The sequence below is a fragment of the Paraburkholderia sprentiae WSM5005 genome (assembly GCF_001865575.2).
GTDB classification, from domain to species: Bacteria; Pseudomonadota; Gammaproteobacteria; order Burkholderiales; family Burkholderiaceae; genus Paraburkholderia; species Paraburkholderia sprentiae.
Genome location: NZ_CP017561.2, coordinates 537,854 through 559,742 on the forward strand (window position 1 = coordinate 537,854; position 21,889 = coordinate 559,742).

17 protein-coding genes and 1 pseudogene are annotated in these 21,889 nt (G+C 60.9%); 15 read left to right on the forward strand and 3 right to left on the reverse strand.

Annotation, left to right across the window (positions count from 1 at the left end; genetic code table 11):
• Window positions 1–12: 12 nt before the first annotated feature.
• The 5 genes from BJG93_RS02540 (at window position 13) to BJG93_RS02560 (ending at window position 6,542) form a co-directional block, all read left to right on the forward strand.
• Complete coding sequence (locus tag BJG93_RS02540) at window positions 13–1,236, forward strand: pyridoxal-phosphate-dependent aminotransferase family protein (protein ID WP_027196801.1); 1,224 nt, start codon at window positions 13–15, stop codon at window positions 1,234–1,236.
• Between the two features lie 515 nt (window positions 1,237–1,751).
• Complete coding sequence (locus BJG93_RS02545) at window positions 1,752–2,942, forward strand: carboxylate--amine ligase (RefSeq protein ID WP_027196802.1); 1,191 nt, start codon at window positions 1,752–1,754, stop codon at window positions 2,940–2,942.
• Window positions 2,943–2,980: 38 nt separating this feature from the next.
• Window positions 2,981–4,237 (forward strand): FAD-dependent oxidoreductase, encoded by a 1,257-nt coding sequence (locus tag BJG93_RS02550; RefSeq protein ID WP_027196803.1) that lies wholly within the window; start codon window positions 2,981–2,983, stop codon window positions 4,235–4,237.
• Window positions 4,238–4,319: 82 nt separating this feature from the next.
• Window positions 4,320–5,204, forward strand: a complete 885-nt coding sequence (locus BJG93_RS02555; protein ID WP_027196804.1) for a polysaccharide deacetylase family protein — start codon at window positions 4,320–4,322, stop codon at window positions 5,202–5,204.
• A gap of 93 nt (window positions 5,205–5,297) precedes the next feature.
• Complete coding sequence (locus tag BJG93_RS02560; protein WP_027196805.1) at window positions 5,298–6,542, forward strand: glycosyltransferase; 1,245 nt, start codon at window positions 5,298–5,300, stop codon at window positions 6,540–6,542.
• Between the two features lie 459 nt (window positions 6,543–7,001).
• Here the strand turns inward: BJG93_RS02560 and BJG93_RS02565 are convergent, their stop codons facing one another.
• Entirely contained in the window at window positions 7,002–7,394 is a 393-nt protein-coding gene (locus BJG93_RS02565; protein WP_027196806.1) for a hypothetical protein, read from the reverse strand.
• Window positions 7,395–7,612: 218 nt separating this feature from the next.
• On the opposite strand from BJG93_RS02565, the gene BJG93_RS02570 reads away from it, so the two are divergent.
• The 8 genes from BJG93_RS02570 to BJG93_RS02605 all read left to right on the forward strand — a co-directional run bounded on the left by BJG93_RS02570 (window position 7,613) and on the right by BJG93_RS02605 (window position 18,210).
• Entirely contained in the window at window positions 7,613–9,832 is a 2,220-nt protein-coding gene (locus tag BJG93_RS02570; RefSeq protein ID WP_027196807.1) for a GNVR domain-containing protein, read from the forward strand.
• A 142-nt stretch (window positions 9,833–9,974) separates the two neighbouring features.
• Entirely contained in the window at window positions 9,975–11,075 is a 1,101-nt protein-coding gene (locus tag BJG93_RS02575; protein WP_027196808.1) for a glycosyltransferase, read from the forward strand.
• Between the two features lie 4 nt (window positions 11,076–11,079).
• The gene (locus BJG93_RS02580; RefSeq protein ID WP_027196809.1) at window positions 11,080–12,285 is read left to right on the forward strand and encodes an O-antigen ligase family protein; all 1,206 of its coding nucleotides are present in this window, start codon (window positions 11,080–11,082) and stop codon (window positions 12,283–12,285) included.
• A gap of 125 nt (window positions 12,286–12,410) precedes the next feature.
• Window positions 12,411–13,325, forward strand: coding sequence for a glycosyltransferase family 2 protein (locus BJG93_RS02585; RefSeq protein WP_027196810.1), 915 nt, complete (start codon window positions 12,411–12,413; stop codon window positions 13,323–13,325).
• A 67-nt stretch (window positions 13,326–13,392) separates the two neighbouring features.
• Window positions 13,393–15,117 carry a hypothetical protein gene (locus tag BJG93_RS02590; RefSeq protein WP_027196811.1) on the forward strand — a complete coding sequence of 575 codons (1,725 nt, stop codon included), beginning with the start codon at window positions 13,393–13,395 and terminating at the stop codon, window positions 15,115–15,117.
• Window positions 15,118–15,152: 35 nt separating this feature from the next.
• A complete protein-coding gene (locus BJG93_RS02595; RefSeq protein ID WP_027196812.1) occupies window positions 15,153–16,442 on the forward strand; it encodes an oligosaccharide flippase family protein in 1,290 nt (429 codons plus the stop codon).
• 285 nt (window positions 16,443–16,727) lie between these two features.
• Window positions 16,728–17,393 (forward strand): O-methyltransferase, encoded by a 666-nt coding sequence (locus tag BJG93_RS02600; RefSeq protein WP_071336565.1) that lies wholly within the window; start codon window positions 16,728–16,730, stop codon window positions 17,391–17,393.
• Between the two features lie 124 nt (window positions 17,394–17,517).
• The gene (locus BJG93_RS02605) at window positions 17,518–18,210 is read left to right on the forward strand and encodes an alpha/beta fold hydrolase (RefSeq protein ID WP_027196814.1); all 693 of its coding nucleotides are present in this window, start codon (window positions 17,518–17,520) and stop codon (window positions 18,208–18,210) included.
• Between the two features lie 57 nt (window positions 18,211–18,267).
• Here the strand turns inward: BJG93_RS02605 and BJG93_RS02610 are convergent, their stop codons facing one another.
• Entirely contained in the window at window positions 18,268–18,849 is a 582-nt protein-coding gene (locus BJG93_RS02610; RefSeq protein WP_154677401.1) for a hypothetical protein, read from the reverse strand.
• Between the two features lie 261 nt (window positions 18,850–19,110).
• Here BJG93_RS02610 and BJG93_RS02615 point away from each other — a divergent pair, with 261 nt between their 5' ends.
• Complete coding sequence (locus BJG93_RS02615) at window positions 19,111–20,013, forward strand: hypothetical protein (protein ID WP_154671799.1); 903 nt, start codon at window positions 19,111–19,113, stop codon at window positions 20,011–20,013.
• A 167-nt stretch (window positions 20,014–20,180) separates the two neighbouring features.
• Window positions 20,181–21,200 carry a restriction endonuclease gene (locus tag BJG93_RS02620; protein WP_034479854.1) on the forward strand — a complete coding sequence of 340 codons (1,020 nt, stop codon included), beginning with the start codon at window positions 20,181–20,183 and terminating at the stop codon, window positions 21,198–21,200.
• 182 nt (window positions 21,201–21,382) lie between these two features.
• Here the strand turns inward: BJG93_RS02620 and BJG93_RS02625 are convergent.
• Window positions 21,383–21,648 (reverse strand): annotated as a pseudogene (locus BJG93_RS02625) (transposase); the annotation flags it as partial.
• Between the last annotated feature and the right edge of the window lie 241 nt (window positions 21,649–21,889).

Below are 21,889 nucleotides of genomic sequence, written 5' to 3' on the forward strand. Positions count from 1 at the left end.
CATACATCGATTATGCCGACCTCACCCTCCACTACCATTGCTGCGTCCGTCCCCTGCCCGGTTGTCGAATCGCTCGACGCCATCCTTCCCGAAGAACCGCTGCTGATGATGGGCGCCGGCCCCGTGCCGATTCCCGCCGCGGTCGCGAAGGCCAATGCGATCGTGATCAACCATCTGGGCGGCACGATGGCGAAAGTGGTGAACCAGGTGAAGACGATGGCGCGCTACGTGTTTCAGACCGAGTCGAAATGGGTGCTCGGCGTCGCGGGACCCGGATCGGGCGCGATGGAGATGGCGATCTGCAATCTCGCGTGGGAAGGCACGCGCATGCTGTGCATCAAGAATGGCTTTTTCAGCGACCGCATGGCCGACATGGGCCGGCGCGTCGGCGCGCGCGTGAGCATGCTGGAAGTCGCGGACCGCACGGTCGCGAGTCTCGATCAGGTCGCCGACGCGCTGCGCCGCGAGCGTCCCGAGGTCGTCACGGTGGTGCAGGGAGAGACGTCGAACACCGTGTGGAACCATCATTTGAAAGACATCGCGGCGCTCGCGAAGAAAGCGGGCGCGCTCGTGATCGTCGACGCCGTCTGCACGCTGAGCACGATGCCGCTCGACATGGACGCCTGGGGTATCGACGCGGTGATTACCGGCGGCCAGAAGGGCTTGTCGTCGATTCCGGGCGTGTCGTTGATCGCCTTTTCAGATGCGGCGTGGGCGCGCGTCAAGAGCCGCACGGTGCCCAATACGCACTGGTGCCTCGATGCCTCGCTGGCGGAAAACTTCTGGCACAACGCCGGTTATCACTACACGGCGCCGGTGTCGGGCGTGCTCGCGCTGCACGAGGCGCTGCGGCTCGTCTGCGCGGAGACGCTGGAGAAGCGCTTCGCGCGCCATCTGAAATGCTCGCTCGCGTTGCAGCAGGGCGTCACCGCGATGGGTCTGCAGCTGTATGCGCCCGAGAATTGCCGCCTCAATTCGGTGGTCGGCATCGAGGTGCCGGACGGTCTGAGTCCCGCCGACGTCTGCGCTCATATCTCGCGGCAGCATCAGGTGGAAATCTCGGGCTCGTTCGGTCTGCCGATCGTGCGTATCGGCCAGATGGGCGAGCAGTGCCGCGAGCACAACCTGTTTCGCACCGTGCATGCGCTCGGCCGCACGATGGTCGACCTCGGCGTCAAGGTCGATCTGCCGGCGGGTGTCGCGGCGCTCGAGCGCGGCTTGAGCGAAGGCAAATAACGCATTTTCCGCTGCGCTGCGAAAAGCATTCGCAGCGCGTATCTTTTGTGCGATCCAGCACTTTGTAGTCCAGTTGAAAAGTTTTTTTCCGCCATTATCGCGTTGCAATAAATTAATCCTTCGCAACGTTTTTACATAACCATAGCTGCATCCCGAAACCCTTACGGAATAAGGCTCTGCGCCTTTCGTAAGGGTTTTTTCTTTTGTTACTTTCTTTTGCTCTCTGTGCGGCGGCGCACGTATGGGGACCAGGCGGAAACGTAAAGTAGGTCACGGCGAGAGCGGCGCAATGCTCATGCTGCGGTAAATCGCACGATCATGATTCGACACACGGCGCGTGCCAGGACGCGCCTGCCGCGCTCATGCATGCTTTCCGCGGAAACAAAGCTTTAACGCCAAAGCGCCCCCGCGAGGCGACAAAAAGGATTTCTATCCAATTCGATAATTCGATCGCGTGGAGTCCCGAAGCATGTCTTCGGGGGTTCACGCACGTACGGAGCAAGGAAATCGACACTATGGCGAGCGCATACGACTCAGGTCAATCGGCAGGAGTTATCGTTGGAGCAGAGCTAAACGGATTGGGAGTGGCGCGATCGCTCGCGCAGGACCGCCTTCCGGTTGTCGCAGTCGATACGCGGACCCGAGCGGCGACATGGTGCCGGCACGTTCACGCGCATCAGGTGAAGAGTTTCGTCGGGAAAATATTCGTTGACGAAATGATCGAACTCGGCAAGCGGTTCGATCGTCCGCCGGTTCTGATTCTGACCGACGAAGACGCGGTGCATGCGGTGTCGGAAAATCGCGCGGCCCTCTCGCACTGGTATCGCTTCCGTCTGCCGGCCGACGACACCGTCAAGATGTTGTCGAGCAAGGCGCGCTTTCACGAATTCGCGCAGCGGCATGGCTTTCCGGTGCCGCGCTCGATCGTGCTCGACAAGCTTGCCGACATCGAACAGCTGTCCCAATTGCGCTACCCGTGCGTGCTGAAACCGGACGACAAGCGCAACGTGCTGCGCGGCGAGAAAGAACGCGCGGTGCGCGTCGACACGCTGCAGCGTGCACGCGATCACGCGGTCGCGATGCTCGCGTCGCCGGGCGGCATCATCGCGCAGGAGTGGATCGAGGGACCTGATAGCAACATCCACTTCACGCTGTTCTATCGCGGCGCCGACGGCAACATGGTCAGCATGTTCACCGGCCGCAAGGTGTTGAGCTCGCCGCCGGGCGTCGGCAATACCGCGATCTGCGTGGCTGCGCCCGAAGCGCGCGGAACGCTCGAACCGTTGACGCGACGATTCGCCGAGCTGGCCGGTTTCGACGGCATGGGCAGCATCGAGTACAAATGGGACGACAACTACAACGAGTTCGTCATGGTCGAGCCGACGGTCGGCCGCACGGACTGGCAGGAGGAAATCGCGACGCTGTGCGGCGTCAACATTCCGCTTGCCGCGTACCGCCATGAGCTGGGCCTGCCGCCACCCGCCGAGCGGCTGAGCCGATTGCCGGTTGCGTGGCGCGCGACGTTTTCCGATCGCCCGCCGCCCCAACTGCTGAGCGAGCGCACGAAAATATTCGATGGCTATTTCCGCTGGAGCGACCCGCTCCCGGCGTTGCAGCATTACCTGGTGATGAATCCGCTGCGGCGCATGAAACGCAGCTGGAAAAAAGCGATCAGGGCGCCTGAATCGCGTCAGGCCAAAGCCTGACGCGTGGCGACGACAGCCGTTCCCCCTGGAGACCAGCAATGTCTTTGACCGATACCATCATCATTGGCGCGGGACCCTACGGGTCATCTCTTGCCGCGCATCTGAAGGCCGCCGGTGTGGATCACCAGATCCTCGGCGAACCGATGGGCGCCTGGCGCAACCTGATGCCGCCTGGCATGCTGCTGCGCTCTGAGGCGTTCGCGTCGAGCCTGCATGCACCGTGCAGCGGCTTTACCGTCGAAGACTACTGCCGCCTGAAAGGGCTGCCTTACCGGCCGCTCGGCATGGCGCTGCCGCTCGAGACGTTCGTCGAATATGCGCTGTGGTTCCAGTCGAATCTGGTCGGCGAGATCCAGCCGGTCGACGTGCTCGCGTTGCGCCGCGTCGGCGATGAGTTCCAGCTATCGCTCACCGACGGCCGCTCGCTCACCGCGCGCAGGGTCGTGATCGCGCTGGGCCTGAAGGGCTTCGCGCAAACGCCGCCGGCGCTGCGGGGCTTGCCGGCGCAGTATGCGTCGCATTCGGAGCTGTACGGCAACCTCGAGTGGGCGCGTGACAAGGACATCGCGATCGTCGGCGGCGGCCAGTCGGCGCTCGGGCTGTCCGCGCTGCTCAACGAGCTCGGCGCACGCGCGCACGTGCTGATGCGCGAGAGCAGCGTGGTGTGGCACGAGCGGCCACAAGCCGGGCGCAACATCATGTCGCGCCTCAGGAGGCCCGACGCGGGACTGGGGCGCGGCTGGCGGTCGGTGTTCCTGTCGGAGTTTCCCGGTGTATTCCACTTGCTCGACCCGAAACGCCGCAAGCAGATCATGGAACACACGTACGGCGCGTCCGGCGCATGGTGGCTGCATGATCGCGTCGTCGGCAAGGTACAGATCTCGCATCGCACCGAGGTGCGCTCCGCTGAGATCGAAAACGATCGCGTCGTGCTGAACGTGTTGACCGACGGCAAGAAGGCGCGGGTGAGCGCCGACCACGTGATCGCCGCGACCGGTTTCAAGACCGACATGCGGCAGCACGCGTTCCTGTCGAAGGATCTGGCGGATGCGATTTCGAATCAGGCCGGCATGCCCGAACTGACGTCGCACTACGAAACGCGCGTGCGCGGCCTCTATGTGGTCGGACCTGCGTGCGCGCACAGCTTCGGCCCCGTGATGCGGTTCGTCTATGGGACCAAGCACGCGTCGCCGACCGTGGCGCGGCACATCGTCGGTTCGTTGAAGGCGGGTGCGCGGCAACGTGCGTGGCCCGTCGTCGCTCATGCACCCATGCCGGAGCGCTCAGGTGAATAAGCCACATGCAACGGGCGCGCGCGCGCGCTCCACGCTGCCCGAGGCGCACGCGCGCCCGTCCGGTAGCGACCGCGGACGCCGCATGAAGCGCTGCAAGGCGCTCGTGAAGGAGATGCTCGCGGGCTTCGTCGTGGTCTCGGGTCTCGCGTGGTTCACGCGCAAGCTGCTGTGGCGCGACCGCGTGGCCGTGCTGCTTTATCACGATCCCGATCCCGACACGCTCGACCGTCACCTGACCTATCTGCGCAAGCTGTGCGAGTTCGTGCCGTTGACCGACGTCAGCGCGCCCGGCCGCGACCGGCCACGCGTCGCGATCACGCTCGACGACGGCCATGCGGGCAACGCGAAGCTGTTGCCGGTGTTCATCAAGCACAACGTGCGGCCGACGATCTTTCTGTGCAGCCGCATCGTCGGACGGCCGCGCAGTCACTGGTGGCTGCATCCGGGCTCGCTGCGCATCGGCCACGAACGGCTGAAGCGGATGACCAACGACGAGCGCCTCGCCGCACTGGCCGCGCAAGGCTACCAGCAGGACGGCGACGACCGGCCGACCGGCCTGTCGATCGAACAGATCCAGGCGATGCGCGAGCACATCGACTTCCAGGCGCATACGCGCTTCCACCCGATCCTCACGCATTGCAGCGACGCCGAAAGCGCGGCCGAGATCAGCGACAGCCGCCGCGAGATCGCGGCGCTGCTGCAGCAGCCTTGCGAGCACTTCGCCTATCCGAACGGCAACTACGGCGATCGCGAAGTGGAGTTCGTGCGGGCGGCGGGCTTCAAGACCGCGCGCACTTGCGATATCGGCTGGAACGATCAGCACACCGATCCGTACCGGCTGCGCACGATCATCATCGACGATGCGGCGTCGACGCTGCGCTTCGCGGCGCAATTGAGCGGTATCGCGGTGTTTCTGCGCTATCTGCGCGAGGGCGGCGGCTGGCGCGGCAAGTTTCCGCAGTTTTGAACACAGAAAGCGCCCGGACCGAGGCATCCGTCCGGGCAAAGCCGTCCGGGTTGTTCGCGAGACGGCACGAGCGGCATACGACAGGAGGAGAACATGCAGCGCTGCAGAGTACTGGTGATCAACGATTACGTGCAGATGGGGGGCGCGGAGGTGGTCTATCAACAATCGGCCGAGCTGTTGGGCACGCTGCCCGGCGTCGAGGTCGAGCGTTTCGACGATAGCCAGTTTTCCGCGCGCTCGACGATGCTGTCGCGCTCCTGGAACACGACCGCCGCGCGCGCGCTCGAAAAGACGCTGCACCGCTTCCGGCCGCATCGGCTGATGGTGCACAACTACCACAACGTGCTGTCGCCTTCGATTCTCAGCGTGATTGCGCGCCATCAGCGCCAGTTCGGTTACCGCGCCTATCACACCTGCCACGACTACCACCTCGTCTACTACAACCCGTCGCTGCAGTACTTCGACAAGGCCAGGCATCCGGTCATCCTGCCGCTCGACGTGCTGCGCACGCGCGCGGCCTTTACGCTGCGGCCGACGCCGAAGGGCCTCGTGCACGACCTGATGACGAAAGCGTGGTGGCACGCGATTCGCGCGGCCTACCAGCCCGCGCGCGTGTTCGACAAGATCTTGTGCCCGAGCCTGTTCATGGAGCAAGCGCTGCACCGCGTCGGCATTGAGAACACGGTCATCGTGCACAATCCGTCGGCGGTGCCGATCGCGATGCCGCCCGTCACGGCGCGCAACAAGGAGCGCTTCAACATCGCCTTCGTCGGACGGATTTCGCCGGAGAAAGGCCTGCTGCAATTTCTGACGCTCTGCGAGGCGGCGGGCTTCGAGCGCATCAATTGCATCGGCGTGTACGGCGATGGTCCGGATCGCCAGGCGGTCGAGCAACGCTATGCGTCGTTGATCGCGCAGCGCAAGCTGATCCTGTTCGGCACGATGCCGCAGCAACAACTGTTTCCCGCTATGCGCGAGTTCGCCGATGCGGTGGTGGTGCCGTCGGTGGGCGCGGAGAACGCGCCGCTCGTGGTGGTCGAGGCGGCGATGCTCGGTCTGCCGGTGCTGATTCGCGATGGCGGCAGCATGGCGGTGACCGCGGAGTCGGTCGGCAACAAGATCAAATTCAGATTCGATCCGCATAGTCTGAAACAGGCGCTCGGCGAACTGGCCATTCATCTGGCCGACGCGCACAGAAAGTACAACGTCGAAGAATATCTTCCCGAGCATTACGCGCGGCGCCTCGCCGAAATCATGCACATCGGCGAAAGGCCGGCGCCGTTAGCGCCGTCGCGGCGCAGCGCACACTATGCAGATAATCCGCGTCCGGCGCGGTGAAAATAATCGGCGCTGATTGTGGTAAACGGCGTGTATAACCGCGCCGTTATCGTCATTTTAAAAGCGCGCTTTTTATAGCGTGATTTGTCTGAGGCAATCTTGTGGCAATCGGCTTTTGTGTGCGCTGCCGAACGTTGTAAAGACGGGCTCTCTGAATATTATGATCGCCAAGGAAAAGCGTTTTATCGAGCGCTGAAGCGCGGGGCTTGAAAGAGTAACGAGGCCGCGGTGATGGCGCAGCTCTGGCAACGATCGGCTCGATGGCCGGCGAAAAAGGCCAGACTCATCAGAACAAAAGCATGTGCATGTCGTGAGCGTTTGCGTGGAAAACGGCGGACGAGACGCAGCTAATCGGGGAATCATCACTACCGGGCCCGGCAGTCAGTTCAACCAAACAGGAATGTGGCCGCAAGCGGCCACATCGCGATACGGGGAATCCAGACGGTGATGCGCTGCGGCTCAGCGCGCGCTGTATGGATCGGAGGTCTCGGGAGACGCGTAGGTCTGGTCTGAATTCCACAAATCGTTGCTGTAGGGGTCCGCTGAATTCTTCCCGCGGACAGGCTGCGTAACGCTTGAACGTTTCTGTTTCGGAAGGCTGTTTTTGGTTTGGGTGTACACGTTGGGCGCGACGTAGCGGTTCTTTTTGGCGTACGTGAAATCCGACGGAGAGCCGTAGAGCGTAGTGGAACTGGCGGCATGAGGCGTCATCGCGTCGAGTTGCGAATGTTTGGCGACATAACGCGGTGCATAAGCGGACGATGCGGCCGACACGATGCTCTGGGCGCAGCTCAGCTGGGCAGTCAGCAATAAGGGCAATACGGGCAATACGGTGGCAAGAAGTTTTTTCATTTCGGTCTCCGTAAGAAAGCGTGTGGTGCGATGTTAGGGAAAAGAGCCGACCTCGCATAGGCGCTGTTACACAAAGGTAGCCGATGTGGCGTAAACCGGCTACCCCGTCCGATCGAGCCGGTCAGCTCGATGGATACAGGCGTGACGGGGATGCGGCGACGTGCTGATCCCGGCGCCGAGAAGAAGCAGGAAACCGTCGAGACTTTGGGAGAACTCGCATGAACCAAAGCAGTGCACCATTCGATAGCCGGAACAACAACAGCGAACATCCGCCGGCAGGCTTCGCGAATTATCTGGATGCGCTGTACGACAATCGTAAGCTGATTGCGATCACGACGGCCATCGCGGTCGCGCTCGGCATCGCTTATTCGGTTTTCTCCCAACCGGTGTATCGCGCGGACATCCTCGTGCAGGTCGAGGAGAACGCGGGTACCTCGTCCAAGAGCGTGATCGGCGACGTTTCCGCGATGTTCGACGTGAAGACCGCGACGTCCGGCGAGGCGCAGGTGATCGGCTCGCGCATGGTGGTGGGCCGCGCGGTCGACAAGCTCAATCTCGACATCGAAGCGGCGCCGCGCTACTTCCCGCTATTCGGCCGCTGGCTCGGCCGTCATTCCGATCAGCTGTCGACGCCGGGACCGCACGGCTACGTGTACGGCAACGAGCGCATCGAAGTGTCGAAATTCGACGTGCCCGAAGAGTTGTTCGACCGCGCGTTCGTGCTGAAGAAGGGCGACGGATCGAGCTACGAGCTGCAATACGGCAAGCTGAAGCTCGAGGGCACGGTCGGCCAACCGCTGAGCGCGACGACCAACTACGGGCCGCTCACACTCGTCGTCGACCGGATCGAGGCGAAGCCGGGCGCGACTTTCGAACTACGGCGCCAGTCCGAATTGACGACGACCGAAAAACTGCGCAAGGAACTGACGATCTCGGAAAAAGGCAAGGAATCGGACATCCTCGGCGTCTCGCTCGAAGGCAGCGATCCGAAGAAAATCAGCGCGATTCTGGCGACCATCGCGGGCGAATACGTGAGCCAGAACCTGAAGCGCAAATCCGAGGAAGCGGAGCGTTCGATCCGTTTCCTGGAATTGCAGCTGCCGGAAATGCGCCAGCAGCTTTCCGATTCGGAAACGCGCTTCAACGATTTCCGCGCGAAGCACGGCACCGTCGACCTCGGCGAGGAAGCGACCAACCTGCTGCAGCTGTCGGTGCAGGCGCAGACGCGGCTCGCGGAACTTCAGCAAAAGCGCAATGAACTGCTGTCGCGCTTCACCGACCAGCATCCGGCCGTGCAGTCGGTCAACGCGCAGTTGCGTGCGGCGCAACAGGAAGCGAAAGATCTCGCGAGCCGGACGCAATCGCTGCCGCCGCTCGAACAGAACGTGCTGCGCCTGCAGCGCGACGTCCAGGTCGGCACCGAACTCGATACGTCGCTGCGCAATACGCTCGAACAGCTCAAGCTGATCAAGGCGGGCAAGGCCGGCAACGTGCGCATCGTCGATGGCGCCGTCGCCCCCGATACGCCGGTGCGGCCCAAGCCGCTGCTGATCATCACCGCGGCGCTGATGCTGGGGGTGTTCGTCGGCGTCGTGATCGCGCTCGTACGTCAGCGTCTGTTCGACGCGATCGACGATCCGTACGAAGTCGAGCTGCGCACCGGTTTGCCGGTCTATGCGAGCGTGCCGTTCAGCCGCCAGGAAGAGCGGTTCGCGCAAAGCCGGCGCCGCCCGGAATCGAAGTCGCTGGTGCTCGCGGGCGAAGCGGTGATCGATCCGGCCATCGAAAGTCTGCGCGGCTTTCGCACCGCGCTCGAATTCACGATGACCAAGGCGCGCAACCACATCGTGCTGATCACGGGCCCGACGCCGGGCATCGGCAAGTCGTTCGTGTCGCTGAATCTCGCCGCGGTGATCGGCGCGACCGGCAAGCGCGTGTTGCTGATCGACGGTGATCTGCGCCGCGGTTTCCTGCATCGGCATCTCGGCGGCGATCGCGGTCCGGGCCTGTCCGATCTGATCCAGGGCGCGCACCGCGCCGACGAGCTGATTCGCGCGACCCGTTTCCAGGGCGTCGACTTCATCGCGAGCGGCCGTCAGGTCGCGAGCCCGAGCGACGTGCTGTCGAACACACGGCTCGATGCGGTGCTGCGCCAGGTCGCGACCGGCTACGACGTCGTGCTGGTCGACGGACCGCCGGTGCTGCTCGCCTCGGATGCGGTGCGGCTCGCCTGCGTGGCCGGTACGACGTTCTTCGTCGCGCGTCAGGGCGTCACGGGCATCGGCGAGCTACGCGAGTCGGTCCGCCAGATGCAGAAGGTCGGCCTGCCGGTGCGCGGCGTGATCATGAACGGACTGCGCATGCGGCCGGGACGCTATAGCTACGGCTATGGACGCTATCGCTACGCGGCCTATATCTACAAACCGTACGACAGATAAACCCGGGCGCATCGTTCGCTACGCGCCCGCGGTGCGGAGCGCAGCGCGCGAATGGACCGATCAGAAAACCAACATGGCGATGCGAAGGGATCTTACGGCCGCGCTTGCCGAGCGCACACCGTACAGGCAAGGGACTACTCGGATGAAACAGCTATTTGTCACGGCTTTCCTGCCCCAGAAAAACGCGCCGCAAGCTGGCCACCGGCTGGCCTACGACTACCTGATGAAATTGAGCGCGGAATCGGAGCTCGACGTGCTGATCGTGTCGCGCGTGCCGGTCGACGAAAAGGACATCGAATTCCGTGCCAATGTTCGCAACGTGTACATCAAGTACGTGAGCCGGTTCGACCTGATTCCGTCGTTCCTCGCGAACCCGCTGACTTTCTCACCGCGCCTGTTCTCGCGCTACACACCCGCGATCGGCCGTTTCCTCTGCGAACTCGTCGGCAAGAACCGTTACGACACGGTGCGGCTCGAGTTCTCGCAATGCTTCGCGTATGCGCAGAATCTGCGCGACCGTTTCCACGACGGCGTGAACATCGTGATGTGCGCGCACGACGTGCAGATCCAGGCCGTGTTGCGCGTCAAGTCCATCGAAGGATGGCTGTTTACACGGCAGACCTTCGTGTTCGAGCAGCGTCTGCTCAAGCTGGCCGACAAGGTGCTCGTGCTGTCCAGCAAAGACGCGCAGCTGATCAACGCCTTATACCCCGGGGTCGGCACGTTGCAGGTCGTGCCGATCTCACTGCCGGCGTTTCTGAAGGAAGTGCGGCGCTCGAAAGACACGGTCGAGAAAGGCAACATCCTGTTCTGGGGAGCGATGCAGCGCCGCGAAAACGAAGAGGCGCTGCTCAATTTCATCGATACGATTTTTCTGCCGCTGCGCCGCCGCGGCCTTCGACTGAAGCTGTTCGTGGTCGGCTCCGAACCGAGCGACCGCGTGAAGCGGCTCAATAGCGACGATATCTGCGTGACCGGCTTCGTCGAAAATCCGGGCAAGTACTTCGAGTCCGCCGATATGGGCGTGGTGCCGCTGCTGTCGGGCGCCGGCGTCAAGCTGAAGACGCTCGAAATGCTCGCGGCGAAGCTGCCGGTCGTGTCGACGCCGCTCGGCGCGGAAGGCGTCGAGCACGACGGCGACTTGCTCAACGTCTGCGAGATCGACGCGTTCCCGGACGTGATCGAGCGCATCTACCGTGACGAGCCGCTCAACGCACACGCCGCCGTCGCGTACCAGGTGTGACGCCATGATCGCAACCATCGCCTATCTGCTTGCCGTCGTGCTGTGCGCCACGCGCGGCGTGCTCGAGTACCTGATCGGCAAGGACGCCGCCTATCTGGTCCAGGTCGGCGGCATCGTCGGGCTGCTTATCTGGTACATCTCGCCGACGGCGATTGCCGCTTACTTCCGTGACGAAGGACGCTGGTCGTTCGGCTTCCTCGCGGGCATGCTGTTCTCGATCGGGCTGTCGATCGTCGCGACGCTGGAACTCACCGATCAGCTCGGGCCGTCCTATCTGTTCGTCTTCATCTTCACGCTGTTCATCTATTTCTACGCGATCTCGAACTATCAGAAGCGCTTCGTGCGGCCGCGCATCGCGTATGCGGGGCTCGTCCTGATCGCGCTGATCGAGGCGGGCGTCGCGCTAGCGCAGCAGCAGAACGTCTTTCCGATCGATCTGCCCGGTGCGACTTACGGCTTCGACAATCTGCGCGCGCCGTCGCTGACCGGCAGTTATCTGCACTACCCGCTGTTCGTCGCGATTGCCGCGTCGCTGTGCGGCGTCGATTATCTGGTGCGCAAGAACGTGCTGTCGGGTCTCGCATGCGCGGTGCTCAGCTTCGCGATTTTTTCGGCGCTGTCGCGCAGCGGCATGCTGATCATTCTCGGCACCTTCGGGCTCGCGTTCGTGCAGGGGCCGATCCAGTTCATCACGAGAAACGCGAAACTGATCGTTGCCACCGTGTTTGCGACGATGGCGATCATGATCTTCGGCGTCGCGCTGAGCAGTCAGAACGATAGTGTCTTCAACGTCGGCACCCAACGGATGATGGGCGCGACCGATCTGCAGTCGGACGGCAACGATGGCCGCGCCGAAGCATGGGACAAGGCCGAGTCGCTCGCCTCGCCGGTCAACGTGATCACCGGCACGTACTTCGGGCTCGTCACGAACTCGGCGCCCGATCCGGTGAAACAGGAGTTCGGCATCGTCGAATCGAGCGTGCTGCAGCAGATCCTCAATATCGGCCTGATGGGCGCGATCTTCTATTACGGCGTGCTGGTATCGGTGACGAAACTCACGAGCAGCGCAAGCCGGATTTCGCTGTGTGTTTGGGCCGCTTTATTTCAAACGTTCTTCTATCAATCGATCGAAGTGATTCCGTTTGTCTTCATTCTGATGACATTGCCAGTGTTCGATTACGTGGGCGGACCGCGTCGAAACAGCACGTAGCGAACGCAAGGCAGTGCGTGCCGGATCGTTTGCCTCGCGCAGACGGGTATTAACAAGGTGCTAGAACAACCAAGCCGTGTTTGGGGGTTATTCCACGAACACCTGATGTAGAGCAGGAGGTGGGGATGAACCTGAAGGGAACGTTTAGCGTTGTGATCGTCAATTACAACACGCCAAAGCTGGTCAGAAATTGCGTACGCTCCGTGCTCGAACTTTCGATTGCGGATAAGGAGGACATCGTCGTGGTGGACAACGCGTCACCCGACAATTCGTTTTCCTATCTGAGGGAGACGCTTCCGACGGGAGTCAGACTCGTCAGAACGTCGATCAATCGCGGCTTCGGGGCCGGCGTCAATTTCGGCATGGTCGGTTGTTTGCGCGAGCTCGTGCTCGTGCTGAATCCGGACACGTATTTCGTCGATACTTCGCTCGAAAACGCAGTGAAGTTGTTCAGAACGGAGAAGGATGTAGGCCTGGTCGGTCTCGATCTGATCTACCCGGACGGCGAGCGGCAGTTTTCCGCGCGGCGCTTTTATTCGCTGCTCGACATACTCGGCCGGCGCTCGCCGCTCGGGCGGCTCGAAGCGTTCAAGCGCCGCATCGACAACCATATGATGCGCGAAGCGTGGGGCGCGGGCACGCCGTTCGAAGCGGACTGGGTGCTGGGCACGGGCTTTATCGTGCGGCGCGCTTTGTTCGGTGAGCTGGGTGGCATGGACGAGCACTTCTTCCTCTATATGGAGGACGTCGACTTTTGCGCGCGCATCTGGCAGGCGGGCTACCGCGTGCTGTGCGTGCCCGGCGCGCGACTCACGCACGAGCATCAGCGCGCGTCGGCAGCGGGCTTCCTGAGCAAGGCGGGGCGCCGGCATATGAACAGCTTGTGGCGCTTTAGCCGCAAGTACCATGTGCCGCTGTTCAGACCGCCAGGCGTGCAGGGCCTGATTCGCGGCGCGAAGGCGCGTGCGGTGCCGGTCACGATGACGGTGAGCGCGCGTGCGTCGGCCGCCGAGCAGGCGCAAAGCATCACGGTGGAGTGACGCCTATCGACGCACCGACGTGTCGACTTGAACAGAAGAAGGAGAGCAATGCGATGGGAAAGGGTAGATGAAGACCCGGCGACAGGCGCTCAAGACGTTCCTACTCGGCGGCCTGGCGGGGGCGAGTGCAAGCACGGCCGATCTGGGCATCGCGCGCGCGACCGGGCACGCGCTGCGCGAGCCCGACGCTTTCGCGAGTAGGGGTGACGGCGCGGGCGGCATCGTGCGCGTCGCCGCGTCCGGGCCCGAGCGGGCCGCGTCGGAACCGGCTGCGCCGAGCTATCTGAAGACGCTCAGCGACATTGTCGCGGGCCAGGAGGTGAGCGTCGCGCGCTTCGTCGATCCGCGCAGGCTGGCGGCGATCCAGCGCGGCGCGTCGGGCTACGATTGCGGCGCCGAACTCAGGCAGGCGTTCGCGAGCGGTGCGCGCGGGCTTTATCTGCCGCGCGGCATCTGGCGTTATACCGGCGACCTGAGCACCGCGAACGGCTCGAAACTGCGCGGCGACGGCGGCGGCGAATACGTCACGATCACCGACATCTCGATGGGTGCGACCGTGCTGGAGAGACAGGACACGGGCGGGCCGACGGCGGCGGCGCTGACGCTCGGCGACGCGGCGTTCGTCGAACATGTGCAGGTGCGGCCCGCGCATTACGACAAGGTCATCTATCACCTCGCCAACTATCCGGCGCACACCGGCAACACGGCGATCGGCATTCACTTCGGCACCTCGGCCGGGGCGCGCCGTTGCACGGCGATCGGTTTTTCGCGCGCCGGCTACGAGCTTGGTGTCACGTCGACGCTCGAGCGCTGCTACGCGTATATGTGCGAGCGCGGCTTCTACGCGACCGAGCACACCGACGGCTCGCTGATCAATTGCATCGGCATGTTCTGCCACACGGCCGGCGCGGATATCGTCGACAACTTCTGGCAGGTGATCGGCGGACGCTGGGAATGGAACGCGCGTCACGGCGTGATTCTGGGCGCGGAGTCGCTGATCGTCGGCTCGGTGTTCGATCGCAACGGCTTTGCCGGCCTCTATATGAAGAGCGGCAACTGGGGCAAGGTGGTGAACGGCAATTACTTCTCGCGCAACGGTTGCGGCGGCGACGGCAAGATCGGCCGCTGGAAATTCTCGACGCGCGGCCATCCGTCGTACGTGGACGTGCCGCCCGGTCAGAGTTGTCACATCCAGATCGATTACCAGCAGGCGGCCACGATCGTCGGCAATCGCTACCGTCCCGGTCAGGATGACGAGAACGCCGGCTGTGACGGTCCGCAGTTCGTTTACGGCAGTTCGACCACGCCGGGCAGCACGCCGCTGAACGGCATCACGATTCAGGGCAATTTCGGCGATCGCGCGGGCGATTCGATCGTCGGTTACGCGAAGGCGTACCCCGGCGGCGGTGCGATTGCCGGCGGAAAGGATTCGAGCCTCGTGCACGCACTGAATCTAGGCGTCGGCTATGAGCGCGGCGGCATCGCGGCGGCGCTGCATAGCGGCGACCAGACGGTGTCGCCCGAAACGACGCGCATCTCGATCAACGTGCTGCGCTCGACCTCGGGTCGCGTGATGTTGCGTGCGGCCGCACACGGCCATGCGCTGCTCGCCGAAATCCTGTTCGCAACCGACGCAAGCGACGCCAACTACAAGACCGTGGTCAGCAATCTGATCGGCAATGCGGTGAAGAGCGCGGTGTTGAGCGCAAACAGCGAAGACGATCGCTACAACAAGATCGACATCGCACTCAGTGAACCTTCTTTCGTGTCGTATTCTGTTTTTTCGACTTGAGTTGTTGTTAACCGCCTATTGCAAACAGGACGAAAGTGTCGACGAGAAACGTCATCATCGCGCTGTATTCGGTGTACGCACTGAACTACGTGCTGCCGCTCGTTACGTTGCCGTATCTGTCGCACGTACTGGGGCCGGCCGGGTTGGGCGTGATCGGTTACGCGCAGTCGATCGCGCAGATTCTTCTCGTCGTCGTCGACTTCGGCTTCGGCCTGTCGAGCGCGCGCAAGGTGGCGGTGCACATCGACCAGCCGGAGGTGGTGAACCGTATCTACTGGTCGACCACGATCGGCCGCGCGGTTCTCGCGTTGCTGTGCTCGCTGGTGCTGGTCGGCTGGGCGTTCGCCGCGCATATGTCGCCGCAGGAACGCGGTGCGACGCTGCTCGGCTCGCTGGTGATCTGGGGCGGCGTGCTGACGCCCGGCTGCTTCTACGAGGGCACGCAGCGCCTGCCGGTGCTCGCCGGCACGCTGCTCGCCGCGCGCGTGGGTCTGCTGATTCCGCTCTTCCTGTTCGTGAAGACCCGCGACGACGTGATGCTTGCGGCCGCGTTCCAATATGCGCCGACCTTCGTATGCGGCCTGGTCCTGACGGGCACGCTGATCTGGAAGCGCGAGATTCTGCTTACCGTGCGGGTCGGCTGGTCCGACGTGATGGCCGAGGCGAAAGAGGCGTATCACATCTTTCTCGGCTCGGCGCTCACCTCCGTCTACATGTACGCGAACGTGATCATGTTGCGCATGATCAGCGGTCCGGGAGCCGTCGGCTATTACGTCGCGGCCGAGCGGCTCACCAACGCGCTACGCGCATGCACGGCGCCGGCCATCCAGGCGTTTTTCCCGAAGATCTGCGTCGCGTACGAACGCAACGACTTTGCCTATATCCATAAGGTCAACCGCGGCTTCATGCTCGCGTTCGCGGCGTCGGCGGTGCTGATTCTGGTCGGCTTCACGGTGCTCGGCGAATGGTTCGTCGGACGTTTTCTGGGCGAGGCGTTCGGCGAGACGTTCCGCATTTTGCGCATCCTCGTGTTCGTGCCGGCAATCGTCGGCATGACGACGACCCAGGTCATGCTGACGATCATCGCGTCGGGCAATCAGTCGTTGCTCAAGCGGATCTATGTCTACGGCGCACTGTTCCATCTGGTGCAGGCACCGATCAGCATCTACTTGTGGGGCGGTGTCGGCACGGCGTGCTCGGTGGCCGCGACCGAGCTGTTCATGCTGATCGGCGTGTACAACGTATCGAGCCGGATCAATCACGGACAGATCGCGGTGCGCGCGCAAAGGACGATCAAGCAGGAGATGGCGGCGGAGCGGGACTAGCGGCCTGGATGGATGGCGAGAGTGGAGGGCCACCACCCTGTAGGCGAACCGAATCTGTGAGACTGGCTTACGCAAAATTCAATGACTTAGCCATCAATTTCGTCCCCGCGGCGTCTGGCGAGCACGCGAATTCGTGAGACTGGAGGGATCTCTGTCGCGAATAATGAGACTGCCCGGATGACCATCCGGCTGATCCCGGCCATCAAGGGACACTCGACGGCATTGCCTACATCGTCGACAATCTCGAGGGATTTCTTCAAATGACATCTGCCGGGAGTGTTAAAGATGCAGTCTGCATGGACTCGTGTTGATGAATACATTGTCGATCGGCTTGTGCCTTCTGATTCTGCTTTGAAGAACGTCCTTTCCGCGAACACCGCTGCGAATCTGCCGCCGCATGATGTCGCGCCCAACCAAGGGAAACTGCTGCATATCTTCGCGCGCATGATTAGCGCGCGTCGCGTGCTCGAAATCGGGACCCTCGGTGGATATAGCACCATCTGGCTCGCTCGTGCATTGCCTGATGACGGCAAAGTCGTCACGCTTGAGGCAGATGCAGCACACGCCAAGGTGGCGCGATCAAATATCGAAATGGCCGGGCTTGCCAGCGTCGTGGAACTGCATGTTGCTCCGGCACTGGAGAGTCTCGCAAAGCTTCCTGCTGAAGACCCCTTTGATCTCATTTTTATTGACGCGGACAAACAGAATAATCCTGCATATCTTGGATGGGCACTCAGGCTGTCGCATTCCGGGACGGTCATCATCGGTGACAATGTCGTACGAGACGGAGCTATTACAGATGCTGACAGCATGGACCCGCGGGTGCAGGGTGTTCGCGGCTTCTTCGATATGATCGCCGATGAACCTCGCCTGACCGCCACTGCTCTGCAAACGGTTGGTAGCAAAGGGTGGGACGGCTTCACGATTGCGATCGTGAACGACCAATTCTGAGGCATCTAGATAAGCGCGGCCGGGCAATTTATGCCGACCGCGTCAGGCTCTGTCCGGCCACTTTCAGGCGTTCACACTCGTCCCTCAGTTAGACTATTCACCCACCAAAAACCCGTGATTGAGCATGTTGCTGCCGATGATTTTCCTGCCCGCCATGCCCTGCGACGGAAGACTTTACGCCGATCAGCTTGACGGGCTAAAAGATCTCGTTTCACCCTCTGTCCAGGTGCTAGACCAAAAGACTTTCGGCGACAGTGCCGAAGCATTGTTAGCTTCGACATCCGGGAGCTTCATACTGGCGGGGACGGCCTATGGTGGATGCCTTGCAATGGAGGTACTGGCAAGGGCGCCTGAGCGAGTTAGCGGACTCTGGCTGATGAACTGTGAGCCAGGTACTCACCCGAACCCAAGCGTAGTCCGAGAGACCAGCCTCAGGATTCGTCGCGGCGAACACGAAGATGTCATCGCAGAGTTTGCAAATAACGCGATCCCTGCTGACGACATAGCTTCACGAGCGGCCTTCATCCGCATGGCGCGTGATACTGGCGCCGACACGTTCGCACGGCAGTCTGACGCAACGCTGACTCGCGCCGATCATTGGCAAACGCTGTCTACTGCCAGCAAGGTTCCAACGCTGCTGATATGGGGCGAGGCGGACCAGTTTGTTCCTGTCGAGGTCGGGACTCGCATCGCCAAGCTGATGCCACATGCCCGCTTTGAGTCGTTTCAGGGTTGCGGACACTTCCCGACACTAGAACGCCCAACTTTATGCACAAAGATAGCGCGCGATTGGCTGATGAGCTCGGTTATTTCTTGAGACCTGTTGGGACCCGGTAGACCACGTTCGTCGCGGCGAGACGTTTGAGACGGTCGTTCAATTTTTTGAGGCCAACAGGAACGGGTCGACGGCCCACATTTCGCCGGCGCAGAGATGCGGCTGTGAAAGGGCGAGCCACTCCCTGAGCGGTGTGAGACTTATTCCGGGTGAGACCGGACCACCGAAGGATTCGGAGACAAACGGCGCATCGTCCTCCGGGTGACGAACGACCTGAACAATGTGCGTGATGCCTCGTGGACGAGGATGGTTACTCGCCCAGGCAGGCTCTCCCATTTTCAGCCCAATGGCGGCGCAACGCGGGAGGCTGATGGCAGTGATCTCTTGCCCTTCAAGAATGAACTCCGTCCGGATCTCAATCTCGTGGATGATCCGATCTGACCACGTCTGCACAGCCTGCATGTCGGCGGCCCCGAACACTGCGCGGCCAGCTCCGTCGTTTTCCGCTTGCATTGCTTTCGTGAGAAGCAATCCTGTCCGTCCCGAGCAGTCGATGACCGGAGGGCTCGCCGATAGTCCTTCGGCTTTCACGCCTCGCTGGTATCCGGCGCGACCTGTATAAAGCTGTACCAGTCGCCACATCGTCGTTTCGGCCGTTTCGAATATCATGGGCGAATTCATTCCTGTCTCAGGATCAGTTATCCGTGGGAATTATGCACCGGCCGCCGCATGTGCATCGATTGATCGCTATGGCTCAACTGGCACCGATCGCGATAGGCAAGGTGCGGCCAGGAAGAGACGGTCAACGACTTGTCCAGATCGTCGACAATCTGAACGTAAGCGTCAAACCGAGGCCGTCTGGACGACCAGAACTTGGCCGCTGAGAGCGCCCCAAGAAGCTAGCTCAACTCAGCGCCCCGGACCTAAAGGAGCTCTCGCAAGATGTCCGTAAATGTGGAAGATCGAACTTCAGAAGTGATGCTTGGAAAAGCAGCACTGCGGGCAAAAATATATGCCCCTGTCGGCCGCTGTATCTACTGCGGGTCAACCGAATGGTCTGCTCAACAGCCGCGGAAATTAGGTGACGAGCACATCATTCCAGAAGGCCTCGGCGGCGGACTTGTTCTGCCAGAGGCAAGCTGCCAGACCTGCGAAGCGGTCACAAGTGCAGTCGAGTTGGAATGGCTGCGAGGCGCCTACCATACGGCGCGGGTGCAAAAGGAACTCGGAAAGAAGAAGAAACGCCCGCCGAGATTCCTTCCATTGCAAGTCCACAGAGATGGCAAGACTGTCTGGGAATCGATTTCGCTTGAAAAATACCCGGCCATGATTGTGACGTTGCTCTTCGATGAGCCAGAAATTCTCTCTGGCTGCATACCAGTAGATAAGGTCCTGTCTGGCGGCGTAGCAGTCGGAACTCTCCCAACCTTTGGACAGCTACTGAAGCCGTACCTGGATCAAGGAGCAGTCACATTTGTTCCGCCGCGAAGTAGTGCTACCAGCGTCCATCTAGGACGGATGTTGGCGAAAATAGCGCATTCCTACGCCGTGGCCGAACTTGGAATAACTGGCTTTACATCATTTCTTATAGATATCATCTTGGGCACCGACACTCGCCATCTTTCCCACTATGTTGGCGGAACGAGGGACGTGCCGCCCCTGAGTGATAAAGGGTACGAAATAAAATTGACTACTGTTGAGTCAGTCGGACTTTTGCCGTACCTGGTCGTCAAAATTCGCCTCCTATCTGACGTGAATGGCATGCCTGAATATTGGGTGGTCGTGGGCGAGCGTGGGAGTGACGAACAATTCCGACATGATGACCCCGGTAATGTACAAAAATAACAAAATCGATGTCTGATTTTTTCTATGCTTTGATCTTGACCGACCGCTTCGCGTCGCTTGCCCGATGATTGCGCTCCAAGGTTGGACCTTGTGGGCCAATTGCATGAAAATAGTATCGAAGAGCAGCATCCTTTACGTCGGCAAATCGGATGAAGAGAAACTTAACGATGACAAAAAACAAAAAGAGCGAGATGCCAGTCGATGCTGAAAGACTTATACAGGAAGTCCTTGCAGAAATAGGGTGGTCGGCGGATCCAGCTGAGGTGGCCCGCGGTGTACGTCGTTTGGATATTGGGTTGCCCGCCGAAGATGAGTTCTCCGTCGTCTGCGCATGGCTCGGCAAGTGCGAGTTGCTCCATAAGCTCGACCAGCAGCAGGTGCCCGTCGCATCCCGGGCGAAGTTCCAAGTGCCTGATCTTCTTGCCAAATTCACAACGCAAACGAACAGGTCGCCGATGCTGATCGAGGTTAAGTCGAAGCAAAGCAATACGCTCTCATTCCGGCCCGACTATCTCGAACGACTTATCAACTACTCCGATCTAGTCGGGATGCCACTCTTGATCGCGTGGAAGTTTCACAGCTTGTGGATGTTGTTCGAGGCGAAGCATCTTCGGAAGGCAAACAAGAACTTCAACATCACGTTAGGCACCGCAGGACAAGAAAATCTGCTCGGGATGCTCGCTGGAGACGTGGCGTATAAGATCGGTGCAGGCGCGGGAATTCATCTTCGGTTCCGTAAGGACAGTCTGATCAGCACGAAAAAGAGCGATGATGGTTGGATAGAACAGTGGAAAATGACTATCGATGATGTTGCTTTTAGTAACTATGACGGAACACGTCTGACCAACCTCGACAGTGACGTTCAATCGCTTTTCACTGCATGGAACTTGGAAGACCATGAAGAGCATACAGAATCGCATATTTATCAGCGCTTTGTTGCTGGTCATGAGGGTATCCAGTTCGCTCACACGGCCTTGGTCAAGCTGCTCAACTGGGAGTCTCCGAACGATGATCGCCCTCACTGGCGTGGCCTGCTGAGGAAGGAACAGGTCGTCGCGAGCGTCGCAAATTTTTCTTCCGCTTTGAAAAGCGCCTTCCGGCAGAAGATCGTGTCGCACATATTTCATTTGCAACCGCAGGCTGTGCCGGATTTCTTGCGTCTCGCAAAGAGGGGCGCGACGGAATGACCGCTTCGGAGCGGTACGAATGGCGCTTACGGGTCGGTTTATGCCAATTGCATATCGTGCGCCCCCCGAGCTGTTCTTCCCGCTGTTGCGTAAGGCGGTTGTCCGCCACAACTGGTCATTCGATAACGGTGCCGAGATCGTCAACAATCGTCAGGCACATCTGAGATCACGCATCGTCTGCTGATTTCCTTGATGGCGGCGGCCAGCCCAGATGCGGGCACAACAGATTCACCAGCCTCCACTGCCGCCAGATGTCCTTCCTGGTATTACTTGCGCCACTCGCACACCTGGTTGGCGTTGACGCCGTGCCGATGCGCTGCGGCCGATACCATGCCCGGCTCCAGCGTTTCCTGCACGAAGGCCGTGTTTTCCTGTGTCGTGCGCCGAAGACGACGCTACGGCTCGCTCAGAATTTCCATGCTTGACAGTAGTAATTAAGCTTACTGATAGGGACAAGATCATCCTTATTCCAAATCGAGAGTCCTTGTGTCCCGGCATGTGAAGCCGCTCTACGATCCACTTTCTCTTATCTCTTTCATAAACGTGAGCGCAGTGGGAAGCGCGCAAAAAATTCGAACAAGCCATGCAAAACGAATAAATTCGAAGAACGTCAGGCCATTGAAGAAATATTTGCTGCACTGCTGAGCTGCAGCGATGTAATCTGCCGATTCGCTGAATGTGCTGTTACA

Coding starts and splice junctions, on each gene's coding strand:
- BJG93_RS02550 (WP_027196803.1), top strand. CDS start 2,981: ATGTCTTTGACCGATACCATCATCATTGGCGCGGGACCCTACGGGTCA.
- BJG93_RS02605 (WP_027196814.1), top strand. CDS start 17,518: ATGTTGCTGCCGATGATTTTCCTGCCCGCCATGCCCTGCGACGGAAGA.
- BJG93_RS02575 (WP_027196808.1), top strand. CDS start 9,975: ATGAAACAGCTATTTGTCACGGCTTTCCTGCCCCAGAAAAACGCGCCG.
- BJG93_RS02560 (WP_027196805.1), top strand. CDS start 5,298: ATGCAGCGCTGCAGAGTACTGGTGATCAACGATTACGTGCAGATGGGG.
- BJG93_RS02545 (WP_027196802.1), top strand. CDS start 1,752: ATGGCGAGCGCATACGACTCAGGTCAATCGGCAGGAGTTATCGTTGGA.
- BJG93_RS02585 (WP_027196810.1), top strand. CDS start 12,411: ATGAACCTGAAGGGAACGTTTAGCGTTGTGATCGTCAATTACAACACG.
- BJG93_RS02580 (WP_027196809.1), top strand. CDS start 11,080: ATGATCGCAACCATCGCCTATCTGCTTGCCGTCGTGCTGTGCGCCACG.
- BJG93_RS02540 (WP_027196801.1), top strand. CDS start 13: ATGCCGACCTCACCCTCCACTACCATTGCTGCGTCCGTCCCCTGCCCG.
- BJG93_RS02615 (WP_154671799.1), top strand. CDS start 19,111: ATGTCCGTAAATGTGGAAGATCGAACTTCAGAAGTGATGCTTGGAAAA.
- BJG93_RS02590 (WP_027196811.1), top strand. CDS start 13,393: ATGAAGACCCGGCGACAGGCGCTCAAGACGTTCCTACTCGGCGGCCTG.
- BJG93_RS02600 (WP_071336565.1), top strand. CDS start 16,728: ATGCAGTCTGCATGGACTCGTGTTGATGAATACATTGTCGATCGGCTT.
- BJG93_RS02570 (WP_027196807.1), top strand. CDS start 7,613: ATGAACCAAAGCAGTGCACCATTCGATAGCCGGAACAACAACAGCGAA.
- BJG93_RS02565 (WP_027196806.1), bottom strand. CDS start 7,394: ATGAAAAAACTTCTTGCCACCGTATTGCCCGTATTGCCCTTATTGCTG.
- BJG93_RS02620 (WP_034479854.1), top strand. CDS start 20,181: ATGACAAAAAACAAAAAGAGCGAGATGCCAGTCGATGCTGAAAGACTT.
- BJG93_RS02555 (WP_027196804.1), top strand. CDS start 4,320: ATGAAGCGCTGCAAGGCGCTCGTGAAGGAGATGCTCGCGGGCTTCGTC.
- BJG93_RS02610 (WP_154677401.1), bottom strand. CDS start 18,849: ATGAATTCGCCCATGATATTCGAAACGGCCGAAACGACGATGTGGCGA.